At 53.8% G+C, this 17,274-nt stretch carries 20 protein-coding genes and 2 pseudogenes; 5 read left to right on the top strand and 17 right to left on the bottom strand.

The genetic code is table 11. The features are described from left to right. Window positions 1-116: 116 nt before the first annotated feature. Window positions 117-2,504 carry an arylsulfatase gene (locus C4S72_RS00945; RefSeq protein WP_200826634.1) on the bottom strand — a complete coding sequence of 796 codons (2,388 nt, stop codon included), beginning with the start codon at window positions 2,502-2,504 and terminating at the stop codon, window positions 117-119. A 303-nt stretch (window positions 2,505-2,807) separates the two neighbouring features. On the opposite strand from C4S72_RS00945, the gene C4S72_RS25710 reads away from it, so the two are divergent. Beyond that, complete coding sequence (locus C4S72_RS25710; RefSeq protein WP_160115425.1) at window positions 2,808-2,951, top strand: hypothetical protein; 144 nt, start codon at window positions 2,808-2,810, stop codon at window positions 2,949-2,951. Next, window positions 2,951-4,582: a hypothetical protein gene (locus tag C4S72_RS00950; protein WP_104001217.1), complete on the top strand. Its 1,632-nt coding sequence runs from the start codon at window positions 2,951-2,953 to the stop codon at window positions 4,580-4,582. Before C4S72_RS25710 ends, C4S72_RS00950 begins: the two co-directional genes overlap by 1 nt. 26 nt (window positions 4,583-4,608) lie before the next feature. Here C4S72_RS00950 and C4S72_RS00955 read toward each other — a convergent pair whose 3' ends face one another. Genes C4S72_RS00955 through C4S72_RS00965 form a run of 3 tightly spaced genes read right to left on the bottom strand, consistent with a single transcriptional unit; the run spans window position 4,609 to window position 6,152 of the window. Continuing rightward, window positions 4,609-5,064 (bottom strand): hypothetical protein, encoded by a 456-nt coding sequence (locus tag C4S72_RS00955; RefSeq protein WP_104001218.1) that lies wholly within the window; start codon window positions 5,062-5,064, stop codon window positions 4,609-4,611. Beyond that, entirely contained in the window at window positions 5,065-5,568 is a 504-nt protein-coding gene (locus tag C4S72_RS00960; RefSeq protein WP_104001219.1) for an AAA family ATPase, read from the bottom strand. 47 nt (window positions 5,569-5,615) lie between these two features. Next, entirely contained in the window at window positions 5,616-6,152 is a 537-nt protein-coding gene (locus tag C4S72_RS00965) for a hypothetical protein (protein WP_146071845.1), read from the bottom strand. A 234-nt stretch (window positions 6,153-6,386) separates the two neighbouring features. Between C4S72_RS00965 and C4S72_RS00970 the strand changes: the two genes are divergently transcribed. The 3 genes from C4S72_RS00970 to C4S72_RS00980 all read left to right on the top strand — a co-directional run bounded on the left by C4S72_RS00970 (window position 6,387) and on the right by C4S72_RS00980 (window position 8,725). Next, a complete protein-coding gene (locus C4S72_RS00970; protein WP_104001221.1) occupies window positions 6,387-7,349 on the top strand; it encodes a DUF6635 family protein in 963 nt (320 codons plus the stop codon). Between the two features lie 38 nt (window positions 7,350-7,387). Next, window positions 7,388-8,338: a glycerophosphodiester phosphodiesterase gene (locus tag C4S72_RS00975; RefSeq protein ID WP_104001222.1), complete on the top strand. Its 951-nt coding sequence runs from the start codon at window positions 7,388-7,390 to the stop codon at window positions 8,336-8,338. A gap of 165 nt (window positions 8,339-8,503) precedes the next feature. Beyond that, window positions 8,504-8,725: an addiction module protein gene (locus tag C4S72_RS00980; protein ID WP_235009096.1), complete on the top strand. Its 222-nt coding sequence runs from the start codon at window positions 8,504-8,506 to the stop codon at window positions 8,723-8,725. A 130-nt stretch (window positions 8,726-8,855) separates the two neighbouring features. Here the strand turns inward: C4S72_RS00980 and C4S72_RS25980 are convergent. The 13 genes and pseudogenes from C4S72_RS25980 to aroA form a co-directional block, all read right to left on the bottom strand. Further along, a pseudogene (locus C4S72_RS25980) lies at window positions 8,856-8,969 on the bottom strand (YkvA family protein); the annotation flags it as partial. A 427-nt stretch (window positions 8,970-9,396) separates the two neighbouring features. Then, the gene (locus C4S72_RS00995; RefSeq protein WP_104001225.1) at window positions 9,397-9,852 is read right to left on the bottom strand and encodes a DUF6998 domain-containing protein; all 456 of its coding nucleotides are present in this window, start codon (window positions 9,850-9,852) and stop codon (window positions 9,397-9,399) included. Window positions 9,853-9,920: 68 nt separating this feature from the next. Next, window positions 9,921-10,361: a hypothetical protein gene (locus C4S72_RS01000; protein ID WP_104001226.1), complete on the bottom strand. Its 441-nt coding sequence runs from the start codon at window positions 10,359-10,361 to the stop codon at window positions 9,921-9,923. A 147-nt stretch (window positions 10,362-10,508) separates the two neighbouring features. Next, entirely contained in the window at window positions 10,509-10,793 is a 285-nt protein-coding gene (locus C4S72_RS01005) for a hypothetical protein (RefSeq protein WP_104001227.1), read from the bottom strand. 78 nt (window positions 10,794-10,871) lie between these two features. Then, window positions 10,872-11,462 (bottom strand): hypothetical protein, encoded by a 591-nt coding sequence (locus tag C4S72_RS01010; RefSeq protein WP_104001228.1) that lies wholly within the window; start codon window positions 11,460-11,462, stop codon window positions 10,872-10,874. Between the two features lie 102 nt (window positions 11,463-11,564). After that, the gene (locus tag C4S72_RS01015) at window positions 11,565-11,963 is read right to left on the bottom strand and encodes a YccF domain-containing protein (RefSeq protein ID WP_104001229.1); all 399 of its coding nucleotides are present in this window, start codon (window positions 11,961-11,963) and stop codon (window positions 11,565-11,567) included. Window positions 11,964-12,041: 78 nt separating this feature from the next. Next, window positions 12,042-12,260 carry a hypothetical protein gene (locus C4S72_RS01020; RefSeq protein WP_104001230.1) on the bottom strand — a complete coding sequence of 73 codons (219 nt, stop codon included), beginning with the start codon at window positions 12,258-12,260 and terminating at the stop codon, window positions 12,042-12,044. A gap of 63 nt (window positions 12,261-12,323) precedes the next feature. Further along, window positions 12,324-13,172 (bottom strand): annotated as a pseudogene (locus C4S72_RS01025) (IS3 family transposase); the annotation flags it as partial. A 5-nt stretch (window positions 13,173-13,177) separates the two neighbouring features. After that, window positions 13,178-13,486: a transposase gene (locus tag C4S72_RS01030; protein WP_200826635.1), complete on the bottom strand. Its 309-nt coding sequence runs from the start codon at window positions 13,484-13,486 to the stop codon at window positions 13,178-13,180. Window positions 13,487-13,650: 164 nt separating this feature from the next. Beyond that, window positions 13,651-13,977, bottom strand: a complete 327-nt coding sequence (locus tag C4S72_RS01035; protein ID WP_104001232.1) for a DUF7709 family protein — start codon at window positions 13,975-13,977, stop codon at window positions 13,651-13,653. A gap of 501 nt (window positions 13,978-14,478) precedes the next feature. Further along, on the bottom strand, window positions 14,479-15,237 hold the full coding sequence (locus C4S72_RS01040) for a hypothetical protein (protein WP_104001233.1): 759 nt from the start codon (window positions 15,235-15,237) through the stop codon (window positions 14,479-14,481). 132 nt (window positions 15,238-15,369) lie between these two features. Then, window positions 15,370-15,633, bottom strand: coding sequence for a hypothetical protein (locus tag C4S72_RS01045; RefSeq protein WP_104001234.1), 264 nt, complete (start codon window positions 15,631-15,633; stop codon window positions 15,370-15,372). A 335-nt stretch (window positions 15,634-15,968) separates the two neighbouring features. Continuing rightward, on the bottom strand, window positions 15,969-17,246 hold the full coding sequence (aroA, locus tag C4S72_RS01050; RefSeq protein WP_104001235.1) for a 3-phosphoshikimate 1-carboxyvinyltransferase: 1,278 nt from the start codon (window positions 17,244-17,246) through the stop codon (window positions 15,969-15,971). Between the last annotated feature and the right edge of the window lie 28 nt (window positions 17,247-17,274).

The following is a 17,274-nucleotide window of genomic DNA, read 5'->3' on the forward strand; positions in this document are numbered from 1 at the left end:
GCCATATCAATAACCATAGAAGACCATAGGGGAATGTGTATTGAGCGGAGTTCGCGGAGCGAGACGGGTAATAAAAAAAGGCCTGCCGTGTCCGGCAGGCCTTCTCTGTTTCGAGCTTATTTCTTCAGATTTACCACCACCTGCTCCAGCGAGCCCTGGAAGGTGAACGGCGGGGTGTAGTCGTAGCTCACCGGGGTACCGGTATCGGCGCCGATATCCTGGTTTTCCGACAGTGAGTATTTGAACGGTGTGGTGCGTTCAATGGTGCCGCTACCGGCGTTGCGGCCATCGATCATCAGTTTGACCGAGCCGGCTTTACCCATCTCATCGCCACCTTCGTAACTGAACTCCATCTTCAGCTCATGCTCGCCGGCGGGTACCTCGGCTTCACTCGCGACGGTATAAACCTCAACATCGATGTAGTTGTGCGCCACCTTCAGGACACCGTCTTTCAGGTAGAACGCCCAGCCGCCAGTGTTGCCGCCCTGGGTGAAGATCATACCGTTGGCTTTCTCTGCCACGTTGACCTTGGCGCTGACGCTGAATGATTTGTTCTTCAGATCCGGCGCTGAGGATTCCGGCAGGCCGGTCAGCGGGCCCTGGTAGACAAACTCGTCACGTCCGCTTGCCAGGTTGGGCTTGCCGGTAAACTCGGCGCTGAAGCGTTCGGCGCCGCGCCAGTCCAGCGGCAGCGCCTTGTTGGCGGAGGCCTGGGCCCACCAGAGCGCCTTCATCTGTTCCAGTTTGGCGGGGTTTTCGGCAGCCACGTCATGAGCCTGAGAGAAGTCTTCTTTCAGGTTGTACAGTTCCCAGTCGGCCGTGAACGGATCGAAGTCACCGCGCACCGGGTCCCAGGGCTCGAAGGAGAGGGACGCGGCCCACCAGCCGTCCTGATACATACCGCGGTTGGCAACCATTTCGAAGTACTGGGTAGTACGAATTTCCGGGGCGTCGGCATCCACCAGCGTGGAGAGGAAGTCCTTGCCCTGGATCGGTGTCTGAACCGTACCGTTGACGCTACGTGGCTGGGCAACGCCCGCTGCTGCGAGAATGGTCGGCGCGATATCGATCACGTGCAGGAACTGCCGACGGATCTCGCCGCCCTTGTTATAGCGTTCCGGCCATTTGACCACCATCGGGTTGCGGACGCCGCCCAGGTGGCTAGCTACCTGTTTTGTCCACTGGAACGGAGTGCCCATGGCCCAGGCCCAGGCAGCCGGGAAGTGGTTGAAGTGCAGTTCGGTACCGATCTCGTCGATACGCGGCAGCATATCTTCCGGCGTCATCAGGTAAGCGTTAAAGAAGGCGTTCTCGTTCAGCGTGCCATCCAGGCCGCCCTCGGCTGAAGCGCCGTTATCGCCGACGATATAGATAATCATCGTGTTGTCGGCATCGGGCAGGGTTTTAACGTAATCGAGCACACGGCCCACTTCCTGGTCCACATGTTCGCCATAGGCGGCGAACACCTCCATCATGCGGGCGTAGAGCTTCTTCTGATCCGCGCTCAGGCTGTCCCAGGCTGGCAGACTTTCCGGGCGTGGCGTCAGATCGGTGTCTTTAGGGATGATACCCATCTCTCTCTGCTGCGCGATGACCTGCTCACGGTAGGCATCCCAGCCCATATCGAACTTGCCCTTGAACTTGTCGATCAGCTCTTTCGGCGCCTGGTGCGGGGCGTGGGTTGCGGCGGGCGCAAGGTAAGCGAACCAGGGTTTGTCCGGCTGGATCGCTTCCAGTTCTTTCAGCCAGTTGATGGTGTGGTCGGCCAGATCGACACTGAGGAAGTAGTCATCCTCTTCCGGTGTGCCTATGGGAGTCTGGTTCTCAAACAGGTAGGGGCGGATCTGGTTTGTATCACCGGCCATGAAACCGTAGAAGTAATCGAACCCCAGGCCGTTGGGCCAGTGATCGAACGGGCCGGCCTTGCTGGTTTCGTAGATCGGGGTGTTGTGGTTCTTGCCGATCCAGGAGGTCACGTAACCGTTCTGGCGCAGCACCTCGGCAACGGTGGCGGTGTCCTTGGGAATAATGCCGGTGTAGCCGTCGTAACCGGTAGCCAGCTCGGTGATAACGCCGGTGCCTGACACGTTATGGTTGCGTCCGGTCAGCAGTGCCGCACGGGTGGGCGAGCAGAGCGCCGTGGTATGGAAGTTGGTGAAGGTGACGCCTTCTTCTGCCAGCTGGTCCAGCGAGGGCGAGGGTACCTCGCCGCCGGTCACCGCAAACTGGCCAAAGCCGACATCATCCAGCAGCACCAGCAGCACGTTCGGGGCACCTTCGGGGGCGGTGATCGGCTTGGGGAACTGGGGCGCGTCTGCGTCCTTGTAGGTGGTGCCCAGGTTGCCGGAGAACTTCTGCTCGGCGTAGGGCAACACAGCCTGGCCATCTCGGGCGGCCATGGCCGTTTCCGCGGCCTGGGCGGTGGCGAACAGGCTTAAAGGCGCGGCGGCGATCAACACGGCCAAACGGGCGCGGGTAAATCGCAGGGTGAAGTTGATACCCATCGAATCATTCCTTTTCCATTTGCGAACAATTAGGAACTACTGCCTAGCACTTGAGAGTCGGCTTGGTGTTCTCTCCAGCGCAAGATTCCTTTCTTTGAAATGAGCACACCAGATCAGCTTAGACCATTTAAGTGATGGGTGTATGAAGAAAAGCGTCATGTAACGTATTGATTAAGATCTTTTTATGACGGGTCGCGGGGAGTGGAAAGTCAGACTGCTGATTTCCAGCAGCCGGTTGTTATTCCACAACGGGCTAATTAGACTCCGGCGCTTGATTCTAATGACATCGCCTGAGAACAAGGGATGTTGCAGACGGTTGTCGAATGCCTGGATGCGATCCGGGTAAGCAACGCAGATGCAGTGGTAGACGCCATACAACTGCTGCTGCGACTGTCGCTGTCCGGTCCGTCGATTCACTGCTATTTGATGTACAAGGATGTAAGTTAATGAAACCGAAGTCGTCTTCACGCCGCTATGTCGGTGTGATCCTGCTGTCTGGCTTACTACTGGCCACTTTTCTGACCTGGCGCTCAAGTCCCCCCGAAGGGCTCAGCTTTAACCCCAAACCCGGTGACTCCCGAGACTATCGTGTCGATCTCCATATGCTCATCACCGCGGAGGGGGCTTCACCTTCGCATCATGAGAATGTTGTCAGTCTGCAAAGCCTGTTGCGTTATAGCGTTGATTCTCTGTGGTCCCAGAACATCCACGTACAGCCCCTTTTTATGAGCGTCTCCGATGGCTATGACGTTATGACCAGTGCGGGCAGAGGCCCCTTCGGTCGCTCCTCGATCAAAGAGCTGATGAGTGCCGGTTTTAATCTGACGATGGATGATTCACAAACGATGATCAAGGCGGTCAACGAGGAGACCTGGCGCGGCCTGCTTGAGCAAACGGGCGAGGAACTGGAAGCGCAGATGCGTCAGCAGATCATGGTGCCTGCGGTGACCAGCGCCATTCCGATGCAACAGGACGCCGAGGTTCATGTGCAGGGGTTCCAGGGAATGCCGCCGCTTAACCTGAGGGTAGAGGCGGTGGATGACGACGGAATCACGGTTGACCTGGTCAGCGAAGCGGGTGCCCCCGCACTAGCTGTTGCTGTTGGCTCTGATGAGGTCAGAACGCAGATCATGGACGTTAAAGGACGCATGCGCTTAAGCCGCGATGGCGGTTGGGTTGAATCGATGGTCCTACTCAGCAGCCAGAAGGTGGAAGCTCATGGCCGACGTGCGAATGTGCGGGTCGTGCTGTCGGTACATCATGTTGACAGTGCTGCGTCTGTTCCTGTCGAACTGAGCCTGAAACGTGGGCTAGGCCTTGCACGGCTGATCGCCAACACTAAAGGTCTGGAAATGAACTTGCCGCAAACGGCGAGCGAGCAGCAACAGCTTCCTGTTTTAGAGCCAGTCGCCGCGCCGTTTGCAAACCCGGAAGGGCAGCTATCGGTGGATAAGGAAGCTGGCCGAGTGGAGCTTCAGCTGAATCTTGATATGCAGCCAAATGAAGATTTTGGGCAGATCATTGGGGTAGAAACACTCGAACTTTTCAACGCTGAAGGTGAGGTTCTCGACATCCCACTGGTACTGGAGGAGATCGGAACGGGAGGTTTGCACGGCGCCGACTTTGTCATCCGCTTTCTGGCGGCGGGATGGGAGAAACCCGACCTGGAAAAAATCGCCAAAGCGGAAGCCGTTCTGCAGTATCGCGCTCCGGCTAACCCGACTAAGGTCTCGCTTCCATTGGCAGATACAGCGACCGATATTCACGAGGGAAATGCCCAAGCCCGGGCTATTCCGACGGAGGGTGGCTGGCGCGTGATCCTGAAAAGTACTGGCCATGACTATTATCTTCTCGATCGCTCGGACACCTTCCCTGGACTGTCGGCACAACTGGCCAGCAGCCCTTTTGAGGGCACCACGGCTATTGAGCGGGGCATGCTGGGACGAGTCACCACGACAGACGCCTGGGAGACCAATTATACGGTTCAGGGCGAGGGTGACCGGTTTAAACTGCTCTTGGTGAAAGGTGCTCCCGTTATCGAGACATCTCCTCTTAGCTTCATCAGCGAGCAGGAGTAGTACTCGAGCCGCATTTTCCGGCGAACCTATAGAGCCGGTTTCGGCATAGCAGCTTGATCCCGAATAGCTTGATCCCGAATAGCCTGATCGGCGCTTGTCGGCCCGCATGGAGTCATCGGTAATCTTTCCAGCATCAGTAGCCACGAGTGAGCGATCTCCTGGCTGCTGAACGCCTGTTGCAGCACGCCACTGGAAACCGCAGCAGAGATGGTCACGCGTAAGAAGGTCGCGCGGAAGAAGGTCTGCCCGCCCGCCAGTATCTCCACCTTCTTGCCGATATGATGCTGCGTCAGGGTTTCAAAACTCTGGCTGCCCGCAGGCGTCAGTTTTACAAAGACCGGCCAGCCGAAAGAGTTCGGTTCTCCCATGCTGACCTGTTCAACGAAAGCGGGGCAGAGGTGGAACTGCAGCGGCTTTTTTTGCGGCTCTTCGGCAGCGGCAAGAGTGGTCAGCAGTGATAAAACGAGCAGGACCCATTTCATTCAGTCACGCTCGATGCGCAGGATATTGAGATTTTCCTCTGCTGTTGGCGGCTCGAAAAATCGGGTGACATGGGCGAATACTTCAGCGGTGTCGAAGTGAGCCCGCTCTGGCTGCTCAAGACGCCGCTGCGCGACCTGAGCCAGACACTGGTCATCGGTGAGATCCAGAAACTGCATCTGATGCTCACAACCAACTTCACAGCATAATGCCTTAAACCAGGCGCGTTGGTTCACCGTGTTGGCGGGAAAGTCCATCACTACGCTGGTGCCGGTGGCGAGGATGTTTTGGACATGGGCATGGATAAACGGCTTGATGCTTCTCGACAGGGTCAGGTAGTCATCGAAGGTTTGAATCTGCTCCGGGTAATGCGCCGCCAGCCACTCATCTTCTGAAATCAGTACCGCGCTGTTTTCTGTGGCGACCGCTTTGGCCAGGGTGGATTTGCCTGCGCCCATCTTGCCGCAGAAAAAGAAAAGTGTTCCCGGTTGTCCCTCGGTGTTCATGCCCAATCCGTTGGTCCCTGTAGTTTGGTTTTAGTCGTCTTTCGATGTTAGCTGCTGGTTGCTCTGCCTTGGTTCTCAATCTTCTCTTCGGCCGCTGCCGGCGCCTGGCAGGAGGGTGTGCCCTGGGAGTTTTGATAAAGAGCATAGGCGGAAAACATCAGCACGATCAGGCCCGCCGCAATCAGCGGTTTGTCCCTGCCGAGATTCTGAAGCCCATCCCGCTTGGCTTTTGCCAGATCATCCGGGTGATAGACACCGGCGCGGCAGAACAGCAGCGTCACAAAGAACATACCGGCAACGGCCAGAAAAGTATGCAGCGTATAGGTGAAGGCGATCAGCGAGCAGGCGTTACTGATGCTGTTGGCGCTCACGCCCAGTACTGCCGCGCAGGCCATCATCGCCAGAGCAAACAGATTGATCGGTGTTTTCGAACGGGTTACGGCGGCCCATGCGGTGCTATGAAAGCTCGAAGGCTGCGGACTCGATCTGTCAGCACCTGCCTTGATCGGGCGGCCGCACTGGACGCAACTGGCAGCTTGATCGGATATCTCGTGATCGCAGTCCATGCATCGGATTAAAGCCATAATGCGTCTCCTGACGGTGGTTTATCTGGGCAGCTGCTGTGCCGCTCTTTTACCGGCATGCCGATAAAGAATAGTGGTGCAGGGGCACAAGTGCCGGAAAGTTGATGCACTGCCCAGTTTTGACGACAAACTGAAATTGGGCACGCCAGCCGGATCAGCTCCTGTAAGCTCTCTGGCCAGGTATGCGCAATTGCGGTTTAATGCGGCTACTTGCAGTGAGATACACCGATCATCATGCCCATAGAGATATCGCCTGAGCAGCAGCTTTCCCGCGCCGAGATAGAACAGGCGATCAACTCGGGTGTTGAGCGTTACTTCAATGATTGCCGTGCGCGGGTTCCCGCGTTTATCCGGCGCCATTTCCAGTACCCCGGTGCCATTGCCACCAACCGTGTAGCGCTGGGCTGGGATACGCTGCGTGCGCCGGTCAATCTGCTCTGGGCGCCGATGTACGCGTTGGCATCTGTGCTGAAAGCCCTGACCAGAAAACGCAAAGGTCTGGGCTGGCTATATCGTGCTGCCGCGCTGGTGCCGGCGGGTTTTACCACCCGGGTTCAGCAGCATATCTCCGATCTGATCCTGATCGAGCTGTTGAACGACGGTAAAGAGGGGCAGCTGCTTGAGAGCTATCTGGTTGACGCTCTGGAGGCGTTATACGCCCGCCACACCTGTGAAGCGACCGACCATCGCCAGTTCATCCGCACCATTGAGCCGCTGGTGGCCGATGCGCTCAGCCAGTACCGGGTCACCCGCACCGCATCCGCCGATATCACCAACAGCATCTCCTGCACCGTGCTCGGCGCCTTCGCCTTTCAGAAGTTCACCCCCGGCGGTATCGGGCTGGGCGTGGTGCTGGCATCTATCGTCGCGAAAACTCTCGCAGCCCGGGACTTTATCTTCGGGGAGGCCGCCGGAAACTGGTACTACGGCTGGTTTCCGCCGGAGCCCTCCTGGACCATAACCGCCGCCGTGATGCTTGCCGTACTGTCTGCACTGGCAGCGTTTGCTGCGCTATCCGGCATGATCTTCGACCCGCTTCAGGCAAGTATTGGTATGCATAAGCGGCGCCTGCATAAGCTGCTGGATCACCTGGAAAGGGATGTGAACCGCAGCACCCAAAGCAGCTTCCGCCCCAAAGATCAGTTTGTCGCGCGGATACTGGATGCATTTGATCTTATCCGCACCGGGCTACTCTAACGCCATACACTTTCAATGCATTAAGGACAGGGATCGCCATGAAGCATAGAGATTTGAACCGCCGTCCGTTGACGTCACTCCTCGCCATAGCGGCATCGCTGCTGGCTTTCACCGCGCAGCTGCCTGCCCATGCAGACGACAGTGGCGTTCAGACCCACCCGGATGATCTGAAAACCTTCAAGTTGATCGCCCATCGCGGCGCCAGTGGCCATGCACCGGAGCACACCTGGGCCGCCTACGATAAAGCGCGAGAGATGGGGGCCGATTATCTGGAGCTGGATCTGCATATGAGTGCCGATGGCGAGATCATCGTGATCCACGATGACAGTCTGGATCGCACCACCAATGGCGAGGGCAGGGTGCAGGAGCATAACCTTGAACAGCTCAAAGCGTTGGATGCCGGTTCCTGGTTTAACGAGAAATACCCCGACCGTGCCGATGAAACTTATGTAGGTGCAAAGCTGCTGACACTGGATGAAGTGATCGGTCGCTACGGCAAAGAAGTGCGCTACTACATCGAAACCAAGTCGCCACAGCGCTACCCCGAGCTGCAGCGTGAACTGGTGGAAACCCTGGATGAGGCGGGGCTGATCGAGTCAGGTTCGGTGGTGATCCAGTCCTTCAGCCAGGCCAGCCTGCAGGAGATTCGCGGGCTCAATGCCGATATACCGCTGGTACAGCTGCTCTGGTATTCACCGCGGGAAGAGGGCGGCCTGAAAGAGTGGAACGACACCACACCGGCCCCGGAAGATATGACCGATGCCGATTTCAAGAAGATCGCCAGCTACGCCATCGGCGTCGGCCCCAATGTGATCTATCGCGGCAATGAAGTGATCGATCAGCGTTTTATCGAACAGGCCCACAACAACGGTCTGATCGTGCATTCCTACACCATCAACGAGCCGGAACAGATGCAGCGCCTGATCGGCTGGGGTGTGGATGGGATGTTTACCGACTTTCCGGATCGGCTGAGGGCGATGGTGGATTGATTGCTGCCGGTGTGCTGATTAAAAAGCAGGTCACGACAGCTTGATCCGTACGGGATTTCGAGTGCCAGACTGGCTACGAACAGCATGTCTGTCTGCCTTGTGGCCGATAGTTAATCGAGCTAGCATAATCTTATTGCCGAGGCCGGAGGTAGCATGACTGCTGAAATGTTAAACCAACTGCGCGCTCAGATATCGACTCTAACCGAGTCGGAACGGGCCGAGCTCGCTTGTGAGCTCATTACAAGTCTGGATGGGCCTCGAGACGACTCAGCGGAGCCAGCGTGGCAGGATGAAATTTCAAAGCGCCGCTCTAAGGTAGAGAGCGGCAGCGCAAAGTTGCTTAGCCGCGAAGAGTTCCGAGCCAAAATGCGAGAGAGGATCGGCTAGAAACGGTGCGGCGATCACGCAGACTCTTCCCATTGCTCTAACAGCTAACCTGCGTTCGCAGCTATACCTGTTTCAGTTTCCACTCTTTGTACTTGTGAAGATCGTTCTCGATCATCGATAAGCAGGCGGCGACAACAAAAGCATCGTCAACAAGGCCGATAACCGGTATTACATCAGGGATAAGATCTATAGGCGTCAACACATAAAGCAGCGCCGCTACAATCGCCGCGATCGAGTACCAGGGAATCTCCCGGTAGCTGCCATTAACGTAATCCTTCACGATCGCAAAAAGCAGCTTCAGATCTTCGATATATCTGCCCAGCGGACCGCCGGTTTTGAACTTGTCCTCGATCTCTTTCTGCTTGTTCAGAACCGTATCGACATCTTCTTCGGTGACCTGTTGAGACCTTTTTTTCAGCTCTTCATTGGCCTGTTCTTTGGTTATCTTTGTCATGATGCATCCTTGATAGAAAGATCTAATGCCGGATTAAGGAGCTGAAACACCGGCTAACTCTTCGATATCTATTAGATCGACTTCGCGTCCCAAGATTCTTTTGTATTGCACTAACTCTGGAACCGGAATGACCGGAACCTCGATGCCCTCATAATTTCTGACGACCGAATGCCAAGCATACCGGTGACCTTAGAGGAGCATCCTCAGCAGTGGCTTGTTAAAAGGCTTTAGGCACCCGGTCCGTTTGCGCCACTGTGTGATTGAGTTGCCGGAGTTTGTTGAGAGAGATCTGAAACTGACCGTTACTTGGTAGTGGGTTGCCTTTGAACTGCTCCCAGACCAAAGCACCGGGCCCGTTATAGATCTCCTCGAAGGTACCATCGGGGAGGATCTTGATACAGATCGTGTGTTCAGGCTCGCTCCTGAACGCTACCGATCTCGCCTGGGTTGCCTTGATCTCAACGTTCAAACCCTCAGGTGTGATCGCGTCATAGCCCTTATTAGAGGCCGTCATCAGCTTCAGGCCATAGGCGTCGGCTACCAGGCATTCACCGATACTTCCGACCATATGACCATCGGGAGTGAAATGCCTGCCTGGGAACATCTGCTCAAGCTCACCGACCGTTGCATAGAGTTGAGTCACCAGTCTTTGGAACTCTTTATGATTGATCACTCCTGGCCAACTCCTTTCCGTTCGATCATGCACAAAGCCCGAGGCGCACATACCATTACTTTCGGCTATCACCTTACTGTAGCTTCAGCAGAGGGTGACAGTTTCCTGTTATAAACGAGTATCTGGATAGCGCAGAGCATAGGCCAAAGTGCGAGGCCAAACAGCAGAACCTGTTCGAATGGAGCGAAGCCTGAAACGCTTATCTTGTATAGCAACGCAAGGGTGAGTAGGGCGCCTATGACGAGTGATAGAGAGTACTTTCTGACGTTGATTGTCTCGTTAATGCAATGGCGGTAAGTCAGCATCGTAAACTTGATCAGCGAATAGATGCCCGCCCAGTAGATAAGTGTTATCAGCAAAACCGATCTGTCGATCCCTTCGCGGCTGTTGGACAACAGGCTGACAACTGAGGTGAGTGTAAAGAGGAAGCCATAAATCGAGCTGGATACCAGAAGATAGCAAAGCGTGGCAAGTATGAGAAAGGCCTGAATACTGATGAGGTTTTTCATGGTTATTTAAGACGTTGGAATGTGCATCCGTATGCTTGTCAATTTGTTCACCTAATTCCCGCGTGGCTAACTCAATTGACGGCGCAGGAATGGTCGGCAACGGAGCAACGTGCAACTAGAGTTCCTTTGAGTATCTTGCTGACTGGTTCATTCGCCTATAAAAATGATGCCGTAGCCCTCAAGTTCTGACTTTTTGAGAACAGAGATTAGAGACTTGTAAATCTGACTACCGGTGCTCTTTGCTTCAAGAGACTCAATCAGCGGTTTTACCCCGGAGCTCAATTTCAGGTCGCTGTACTGATCGATGAACAAGCCCGTCTTTGCTCGGTACAGCTCGATAGCTGGAAGAATTTCGGCGTACTCGGTACTGTTGATTGACAATATATGATCTTGCGTCCGACCGTCGATAATTTTGTGAACATCTATACTCATTGACTTATAAATCCCACTTTGAATTGGGTGGATCGTGCCGTTACGTAACAGATACTTTTAATCGCATTGTTTTAGTATTTAGAATGCCAGTAATCTATTTAATTTTTTAACAACACTATCGCGGACACTTTGTTTTTTGAAAGTTGTTGGAATATGTAAAAGGAAGCTTGCCCACCGATATTTACTGGTTTTTCTATCAGTTGACTCAATATAATCTCTGAGATCGACAGCTGATTCTCGATTAAAAGCCCAGAGCGTTTCATTTTTGACGTTGAAAGAGTAAAAGGCATCATAGGGCCAATTTAAAATGTATGGCTTTCTGGTATGGCAATGACCACATGATACCGAGCCAAGATCCGTACCCTGGCTTCTGGTTAGGTACTTAGAGTGATTCCAGTTTTCTGGCTTGTACCCTTCAGGTAGTTCGTAGATGGCTTCAGTAGAGCCGCCATGCAAATTTGCATAAAAAACTGCTCCATGCCATTTGTGACCACATGAATCTTTGAACTGATAATATTGAAATAGATCACTTTCCTCGAAGAATGGGATATCTTTCTTCAGGGTAATCCTGACGACTTCACCAAATTCGAAGACAGCATGCTCGCCACACCACGGACATTTAATGTCCAAGATGTGAGGCATTGGATTCCATTCGTACGTTCCAGTCATCTCGATCTCAATTTGCGATAACGCCTAATGTAGGGGCGGATCAGCGTAGCTGAGGAGGTCCCAGCCACACGCTGTATGGCGAAAAGTGCATTGTTATAAATATTATCTAATATCAACTATGCATTTTCCTATTGGCATCAAAGCGATATTTACAAGTTTTATATGCTGTAAACCAAACGGAATACCGATTATAGTAATAAAGAAAAATAGAGCTGAAACAAGGTGCCCTAGGGCTAACCAAATACCTGCAAATAGCAACCAGATTATATTCCCGATAAGTCCTAAACTTCCTGTCCCGATATCTGATTTTCCGGTAGAAACCTCTCGTGATACGGCCTCTTTTCCAAAAGGGAAAAATGAGAATAGGCCAATATTAAAGCACGCTCTGCCCCAGGGTATACCGATAATACTAACGAAAGCTATCAGTCCAATCAGGAACCAAGCCATGCCCATAAAAAAACCGCCAAAGACAAACCAGATTACATTTCCAATTAATCGCACTTTAGTACCAACTCCTTTTTGATAATTTATAACAGTCTGTTAATGAGGTATGCGACCTCATAATAATTATAAAACTAATTACGCTCGGGACTCACCTTCTTTGACCAGATCTCGCTTAAACATTAAAACTGCAAGGTAAATAAGACCGAAAATAGGCACTATAGAAAATACTGCCCCAAGCACGGCAGCCAACACAGGCGTTTCTGTTTTTCTTCTGCCCAAGTAGTAGCTGATGATCGCAACAACTACTGAAAAGATGGCTATGAACTTTCCAATTACTGTTAAATTTATATACATGGGAATACTACTTTATTCTCGTTACTTTGGTTTTGGTCCTACCCACAAAAAGTAGACACTAGATTATGCGCATTTGCGCTCATACTCTGCTGGGCTGACATAGTCCAAAGCTGAGTGTCTACGTATGCGGTTATAAAATACTTCGATGTACTCGAATATCCCTGATTTAGCTTCGTCCACTGTTCGATATTGTTCAGCATAGATCAGCTCCACTTTGAGCCGACTGAAAAACGACTCCATCACTGCATTGTCCCAACAGTTCCCTTTTCGACTCATGCTGGGTTGGCAGCCGTGACGCTCCATCAAGGCCTGATAGCGGTTCGAACGATACTGGACGCCACGATCCGAATGGATTATTAAACCAGGCTCGATATCACGACGTTTAAATGCCATTTGCAGCGCATCAGTGATCAACTGTTCGGTCATGCTGGTATCAAGCGCCCAACCGACGATGCTGCGCGAATACAGATCCATCACCGTGGCCAGATACAACCAGCGATCCTTGACCCAGATATAGGTGATATCAGTGGTCCACTTTTGGTTTGGACCATCCGCGTTGAAATGACGTTTGAGAAGGTTATCGGCCACGCCGGTCATCGCTTCGGTGTTCGGCGAATACTTGAAGGCCTTGCCGTTACGAGCCCTGGTACCGTGACGTTTGAGGATCTCAGCCACGTAATTGACCGAACACGGGATGCCTAGAGCGTTGAGCTCCTTGGCGATTCTTGGTGCACCATAGCGGGCTTTGTAAGTGGCGAAGGTATCCATGACCTGCTCTTCCATGATCTGCCGCTTGAGCTCACGAGAACTGATATCCCGGTTGAGCCAGCGGTAATATCCTGATGCCGATACCTTTAACACTCGAAACATCAGACGTATCGAAAACTGTCCTCGATACTCCTGTATCAGAGCGTACTTTACTCGTGCTGGCTCGCAAAGTACGCAGCAGCCTTTTTTAGAAACTCGAGCTCCTTCTTCAGCGCATCCCGCTCGCGCTTTAACTGGCGAACTTCTTCGCTTTCAGACTTGGAGTAGTCGACACCATTCAGGCTGTTGAATTGCTTCTCCGACAATCGGTTGAACTGGCGCTTCCAGTTATAGATCTGACCCGGATGAATCCCCAGTTCTTTCGCAACCGAGGCTGCTGTATTCCCAGGTTGACCCGCGCGCTTTACCGCTTCGCGTCGGAACTCCTCGGTATAGTGCTGATACTTTTTCCTGGCCATCTTACACCTCCCCGTCAGGCGTAAACCTAACTATAGAAGGTGTCTACTGTTCGTGGGTAACTCGGTCATCTAACGCCGAAGCTCGGTTGCCGCCGGAGCAGCCGAAGGCTGCAGAGGAAACCCAAAGCGCGGCAGCGCTTTGGGCGGTCAACTGCAGCGATCTGTTAGCTTTTCTTTGCCAAGTATTTTTTCGCAGACTGCCCAACGAAACTGCGCCCAGGATTTGACCCACTAATCCATTCATCCAGAGAGAATAATTCGAAAAGTCCGACTTTAATCAACGTTGGCACCGCAGTTTCTAATTCTTCTTCGACTTTGCCGCGCTCGCCTGAGTTGTATAAGGCGACGTTACGCAGCATTGTTGCCACAGTGCCTGTTTGTACCCTGCTGCCGTCCTTGAGAGTTACCGCCGGGAGTTCTTCTCCTTCGGCTACGATTTTTTTATTGATAGCACCAAGTTGTTCGGTATTTTCTGGCGACTCTTCGGACATCTCTAACTCCTTTAACAAGCCTTGTGCAGCTAACAGTCTGTTAATGAGGTCTACGACCTCATAATAATTATTAGCGGGTATACCTTTTAATTTTCATATCTTACCGTAGCGTTTTATAAGCTACTGATATAAAAGAGATAAAAAATAGGTGGTTTCGTTCTGAATTGAAGAAAAGGTATTTCATCGCGTAGCGATGTTTCTAAACAGGTAGCAGACTGGGCAGTTGCTGAAGTGTTCGCTGTAGTGATGTGGCCAAGCTCAGCTGGATGATTAGCTGTAGGAGAGGTCAATGAAGCCCAACTATCCATGTATCAGTCCCTTGGGATCGTTTGCTTTGGTGTTTATGCGTCTACTTCCTGTAGGACGCGGGAGCCAGTTTGGTTCTTTTTGTACGAAGGCACAAGCTTTACATGTCTTTATGGGGCAGGTGTTGGGTGAGGCTATAGTAGGTAGAAGGGCGGATTAGCACGAGTAGACAGGATACTCCGGGCAATATAGGCTCTACCGCTTGAAAGAACCGGTCTCTTCCTCCGTGAGAAACCTACCCTCATCAACATCATAGTAGCGCGGCGTCTTTTCATAACTTTCTACCATGATATTGCGGCCAGGGCTAAACGCGCCGCTGGGCATGGGGCGTAGCTCCTTGGTCCATTCCGATGCAGGCATCAGGGCAGAAGTCTGGTCGAACTCTTTAAGAATATTGCGGGAAGTATCGACCACTTGCAGGGCGAATTCATAGCGTTCCAGAAGATCGTTTAGCGTCACTGACAGCTCATCAGCCAGTGGTTGCCTTGCCAGTTGCTGGCGCAGCTGATTGATCTCTATCGCCGGGCCCCAACCATCAATATGGTTCAGCGAATAGAGCGTTTCTGCGCGGGTGTATACACCGCGAAGGTAGGTGTGGTCGATGGTCGCCTGCTTGGCTGCGGTGTCCCGGCGCAGCCGCTCGGCTTCCGCTGCATAGTGGGTTTTAAGCTGCAGCAGGGTTTGAACCTCCAGGTTCAGGCTATCTTTCTGATCCTGTAACTGCTCCTTTTGAGCTTGCAACCGGTCACGATCGGCCAGGGCGATATAAGCTTGGTTGTACTGTTTGATTTCGCCTGCGATCCAGAGGCCGAAACCTGCCAGCAGCGGCAGAAGTGTCGCCAGTGCAGCGGGGGTGATCCATTTGGTTCGCCCAGCGGCGCGCAGCTGTTTGATCTCTTCCCTGAGCTTTTCCTGTTCCAGTGCCCGTTGCTCGGCAGCTTCCTGGTCAGACATGGTTAGCGTTCTCCGTACAAACGGCCCGATTGTCTGTTGATGCTGCCGTGCTTCCCGTTTTATCGATTTCTATAAATTTTATGGCTAGGGGCGGGAGCACGGCTGTTGGATCAAGCCGGTTGGGTACCGGGCTTAGGAGGCTTCGAAGAGCTCAACCGTTGCCGGGCGGACACCGTCGTACTTCATTGCGGCCGCGGCATCATCCCCTTGCAGGGCTTCGGTAAGCGCGGCGACGCTGGACACGTTTTCTATAACAAGTCCTACTTTGTTACCGCCGTTTGGGCTGACAAAGGTTTTCGCAGTCATTCCGTGACTCGCCAGAAACTCGTCCCGTTTGGGGGAGCTTAGCCAGTGGGCAACATCGTCCACTTCATGAATAGCTATTACCGTAGTCATATTGGCAACCTCGTGGCGGCCAAGCGCTGGCGCCTGGAAGCCGTGCAAGTTATCGGGCTGTCTAATTGATCGGCCCGTTCAGTTGTGGGTCAGCGATGTGAAGCAAGGGCAGAATCCACGCCTCATAGCGCCAACCGTAACCGAATTAAACTTAGTGTAATGAGTGATTACCCGCAAAGTTGGCTTTATGCCGGTGGCACGAGAAGAGCTTCGGGAGAGGCGAGGGGATTGCTCTGGCTTCTGTCTAAGCTGTTCGGTAGAAGCCGTTTTGTAGAAAGAATAAGGGCCCCATCAAGGAGCCCTTATTCAGCACGATTTGGTTGGATCGCTGGCGATCAGCCGGTGACCTGTTTGAACAGGTCGAAGTATTCGGGGAAGGTCTTGCGGGTGCAGCCCGGGTCGTTGATGGTGATCGGAGCGTTACCGAAAGCGGCCAGGGAGAAGCACATCGCCATGCGGTGGTCATCGTAGGTGTCGATGGCCGCACTGGTGATCTCGGCCGGCGGGGTGATCTCGATAAAGTCTTCGCCTTCGACCACTTCGGCACCGACTTTACGCAGCTCGGTGGCCATGGCGGCCAAACGATCGGTTTCCTTGACGCGCCAGTTGTACACGTTGCGGATCGCTGTGGGGCCTTTGGCGAACAGGGCGGTAGTGGCGATGGTCATGGCCGCATCGGGGATGGCGTTCAGGTCCAGATCCACGCCGTTCAGTTCGCCCTTGGTGACTTCCACCCAGGTTGGCCCGTAGCTGACCTGTGCACCCATCTTGCCGAGCACTTCGGCGAACGCCTTGTCGCCCTGTACGCTGTCGGAGCCAACGCCATATACGCGGATGGTACCGCCAGCGATGGCGGCAGCCGCCAGGAAGTAGGAGGCAGAGGAGGCATCGCCTTCCACCATCACTTCGCCCGGTGAGCGGTAGCTCTGGCCGGCTTTAACGATAAAGCGCTGGTAGTTGTCGTTGATCACCTCAACGCCGAACAGCTTCATGCTGTGCAGGGTGATATCGATGTAGGGTTTGGAGACCAGTTCGCCATCAACGACGATAGTCAGGTCATCCTTGGCCAGCGGCGCCGCCATCAGCAATGCGGTGAGGAACTGGCTGGAGATGTTGCCCTTGATGCTGACTTCGCCGCCGTTCAGGCCAGAAGCCTTGATCTTCATCGGCGGGTAGCCTTCATCACCCAGGTATTCGACATCGGCGCCGAGCGGACGCAGGGCATCGACCAGGTCCTGGATCGGGCGCTCGTACATGCGCGGCTCGCCGGTCAGTTCAAACTCGCCGTTACCGAGGCAAAGCGCAGCGGTGAGCGGGCGCATAGCGGTGCCGGCGTTGCCCAGGAACAGCTCGGCGGCATCGGCCTTGAACGGACCTGCAACGCCCTGCACGGTGCAGCTGCGGCGGTCTTCGGCCAGCTCGTAACTGACGCCCAGCTTAGTCAGGGCGTTGAGCATATGCCGCACGTCATCGCTGTCGAGCAGGTTGGTGACCCGGGTTTCTCCCTCGGACAGGGCGGCCAGCAGCAGAATGCGGTTGGACAGGCTTTTAGAGCCCGGCAGTTGCACTTCGCCGGAGGCGTGTTTCAGCGGAGAGAGAGTCAGTGATTCCATGGTCATCCGTTCGTGCCGTTATTCTGGG

It is taken from the genome of Marinobacterium lutimaris (assembly GCF_900108065.1).
Classification (GTDB): domain Bacteria; phylum Pseudomonadota; class Gammaproteobacteria; order Pseudomonadales; family Balneatricaceae; genus Marinobacterium_D; species Marinobacterium_D lutimaris.